We start from the raw sequence: 3,605 nt of genomic DNA, 5'->3' as shown, positions 1-3,605 counted from the left end.
TGTCAGTATTAGCCAGCTCCGAGCAAGCATGGAGAAAGGAAACTGGTTCCTTTCTCTGGCGATCCCGTGCGGCACAGAGATCCTACCGACCTCTGCGGGCGGAGTGCCGGCTGAGTGGGTCTTGCCTCCGAGCAAAAGCTATTGCGGAACATTGTTATTTCTGCACGGTGGAGCCTTCGTCATGGGCTCGCCGCGCAGCCACCGCGGTTTGGCGGCCCGCATTGCGGCAGCGTCCCATCTGCGTGCCCTGGTTATCGATTATCGGCTAGCGCCTGAACATCCCTTTCCAGCAGCGCTTGAAGATACGCTGATCGCTTACCGCTGGCTGCTCAAAGAGCATTGTCGGGCCTCAGAGATCGTCTTAGCTGGCGATTCCGCTGGGGGCAACCTTGTCCTGGCAGCCCTGCTGGCGCTGCGGGCCGCTGGTGAGGCCCTTCCTGCTGCGGCGGTCTGTTTATCCCCCGCGACGGCCCTTGACGGCAAGGGGGAATCGCTGCGCACGCTTGCCGAGCGCGATCCCGTCTTGCGTGCTGAGACAGTTGGCCCCCTGGTCGCCGCCTACGTAGGAGATCATGACCCGGCAGAGCCGCTGCTTTCGCCACTCTATGGTGATTTACACGGCCTGCCGCCACTGCTGCTGCAGGTAGGCAGCGATGAGATTCTGCTGAGTGATGTGATCTCTTTTGCTGAGCGCGCGCGTCAGGCAGGGGTAGCTGTAGAGCTGGAGATCTGGGAAGGCATGTGGCATGTCTGGCAAATCGGAGCCCCCTGGATGCCCGAAGCAACCAGGGCAATTCAACGGATCGGAGCTTTTATCCAGCGCCAACTAGCCGTCCATACCCAGGCCGCTTGATGAGATTGCCGCCACAAGCAAGCGAAGCAGCAGGCACAGGAGTGACCGTCGCCGTAATGGCTACGCGAAGGGCACTTCGCCTTTGCCTGCTGCTGTTTATGGGGTCTTTTCTGTTTCTTTCAGCCAGAGGCGTGGGAAAGAGTGCTGCGCCAGTGCAGCGAGCAGCTCAGGTTCATTGATCAGGCAGAGGCAGCACCTCTCTGTTGGGAGAATTCCAACTAGCCTGATCTGCTACCTGCTGGGCGAAGCTGCGCTATATCTCGGGGTAATTGGAGGGCGACTCTAGTACCAGTTGAGCAGGTTGTCCTTGACAGCGCGCGCGATGATCAGGCGCTGAACCTGGCTTGTTCCCTCGACAATGGTAAGCTGGCGCGCATCGCGATAGAAGCGCTCTGTAAGCGACTCGTGCATGTAGCCCAGGCCTCCCATGATCTGGAGAGCTTTATCGCAGGCTTCGACGGCGGTCTCAGTGGCAAAGGCTTTGGCCATTGAAAGAAAGTGTGCGTGCTCCCGATCGGCCTTGCCTTCGTCGACCAGTAGAGCGGCCTGATAGGTCAGTAAGCGCGAGGCCTCAATTCGCATGGCTACATCAGCAATCATCATTTGAATGGCCTGATGCTCGATCAGCGGCTGGCCAAAGGTCTGGCGCTGGCGTGCATAGTCAACAGCATACTGAATAGCGCCTTCGGCGGTGCCGACCCCGCGCGCTGCGACACAGGGGCGCACCGAATTGAGATTCCACATGATGAGCTTGAACCCCTCGTTCTCACGGCCCACCAGATTGCGAGCAGGTACACGCGCCTCCTCGAAGATCAGTTCACAGGTGGGCACGCCATGCACACCCATCTTACGGTCTTCTCTGCCAACGCGGAAACCAGGTGTCTCACGGTCGACGATGAAGACGCTAAACCCGCGAGAACCAGCCTGGGGATCGGTTTTAGCAGCCACAAGAAAGAAATCTGCGACGCTAGCCCCTGAGATGTAACATTTGGTGCCTGTGAGAATGTATTCGTCACCTTTGCGGACAGCACGGGTAGCGATATTGGCCGAATCGGAGCCAGCTCCTGGCTCGGTGAGGGCAAAGGCGCCACGCAGCTCACCGCGCGCAGTGCCTGCGCAGTACTTCTGCTTCTGCTCTTCAGTACCGGCTTTCAGAATGGCGCTGGTGGAGAGACGAGTCAGGAGAAGGATCAAGGCACAGGCGTTATCGACCTTGGCCACCTCTTCTATCGCCAGCGCTAGCCCAAAGATGCCAGCTCCACTGCCTCCCAGTTCTTCAGGGAAGCCCAGGCCTAGCAGGCCAGTCTCCTTATAAACCTGGAAAATATCTTCGGGGTAGATCCCAGTATCATCAAGCTCAGGTGCGCGAGGCGCAACGACTTCTCTGGCGATGCGTCTGGCTGTGTCGCGGATTAATTGCTGCTCTTCGGTCAGATAAAAATTCATCGCGCGTAGACTCCTTTACTGCAGCCGGAGATCCAGACAAGATAAGCGGAGCAAGCAGCTCTGCTGTTCCAAAGCGGCAATGAGCATCACTGCTCCTGCGGCCCATTATATCCCAAGGCTGCCGGCAGATGCCAGCCGAGCAAGAGGAACGGGGTTCGCTTGTCAGAGTGACCGCCATAAGGCTATAATCCCAATGGAGATAGAGAGGAGGGCATCCAGGTGCTCATGCCAGTGCCTGGCTTGTAGTCATCCTCTAGGGTTTTATCTGCCAGGGCAACAGGTAGCCAATCCGGTAGGAGAAGGTGGCACTTGAGGAAGATATGACAAGGTATCCATCATTCTGGGAAACGATACCACAACCGATTGTTGGGCTGGCCCCGATGGACGGTGTGACAGATGCGCCATGCCGCACCATGCATGGCCTGTATGGGCGGCCTGACCTGGTGATTACAGAATTTACCAACGTTGAGGGCCTGTGGCGAGGCAGCGATCGCATCTTTCGCGATTTCCTCTATACTCCCGCCGAACGGCCTGTCGTGGCGCAGATCTTTGGCAATAACCCCGAGTCTTTCTATCGGGCTGCGCACGTGGTCTGCGAGCTGGGTTTCGATGGCGTTGACATCAATATGGGTTGCCCAGCGAAAAGCGTGGCCAGTCGTGGTGGCGGCGCGGCCCTGATTCGTACGCCAGAGTTAGCCAAAGAGATCATCCGCGCCACCCAGCGCGGAGTGCGCGATTGGGCCAACGGCCAGACGCTGGAGGACCTGGGGATGGAGCCTGAGCGCATCCAGCGCATTCGGCAGATGAATGAGGAGCGCATCCGCATCTGGGGTGACCAGCCGCGCAGCGAACGACGGCTGATTCCAGTCTCGGTCAAGACACGTCTGGGCTATGACTCGATTGTAATTAAGGACTGGGTACAGCACTTACTAGAGACGGAGCCGTTTGCCATTTCGCTGCACGGGCGAACATTGGTACAGCACTACAAGGGTGAAGCTAATTGGGAGGCCATCGCCACCGCCGCCGAGATTGTGCGCCAGACAGATACCCTGATTCTCGGTAACGGCGATATCCATTCGCTCTATGAGGCGGCTAAGCGCATCCGCGAAACAGGCGTTCATGGGGTGCTGATCGGGCGTGCTAGCCTGGGTAATCCCTGGATCTTTCGCGATCGTGAGCGGATGAAGAGTCTGCTTCAGGCCGGCCTCGAGCCGACAGAGGCTGATCTGCCGCCGCCTAACCCGAGCCGTGAGGAACGTTTGCTGATGGCCCTGGAACACGCCCGCATCTATACCAGGCTGAAAGG

At 58.4% G+C, this 3,605-nt stretch carries 3 protein-coding genes; 2 read left to right on the top strand and 1 reads right to left on the bottom strand.

Translation table 11 applies throughout. The annotated features are described in order from the left end of the window. The coding region (locus IRZ24_RS18085) for an alpha/beta hydrolase (protein WP_297167385.1) at positions 1 to 853 on the top strand (853 nt) is incomplete at its 5' end. 282 nt (positions 854 to 1,135) lie between these two features. On the opposite strand, the gene IRZ24_RS18080 is transcribed toward IRZ24_RS18085, so the two are convergent. Continuing rightward, positions 1,136 to 2,299, bottom strand: a complete 1,164-nt coding sequence (locus tag IRZ24_RS18080) for an acyl-CoA dehydrogenase family protein (protein ID WP_297167382.1) — start codon at positions 2,297 to 2,299, stop codon at positions 1,136 to 1,138. 320 nt (positions 2,300 to 2,619) lie between these two features. Between IRZ24_RS18080 and IRZ24_RS18075 the strand changes: the two genes are divergently transcribed. After that, positions 2,620 to 3,605 (top strand): tRNA-dihydrouridine synthase family protein (locus IRZ24_RS18075; protein WP_297167379.1); only part of this gene is annotated, 986 nt, incomplete at its 3' end.

The organism is Thermogemmatispora sp., assembly GCF_019683755.1.
Lineage (GTDB): Bacteria > Chloroflexota > Ktedonobacteria > Ktedonobacterales > Ktedonobacteraceae > Thermogemmatispora.
This window is presented reverse-complemented; position numbering and strand designations above follow the sequence as displayed.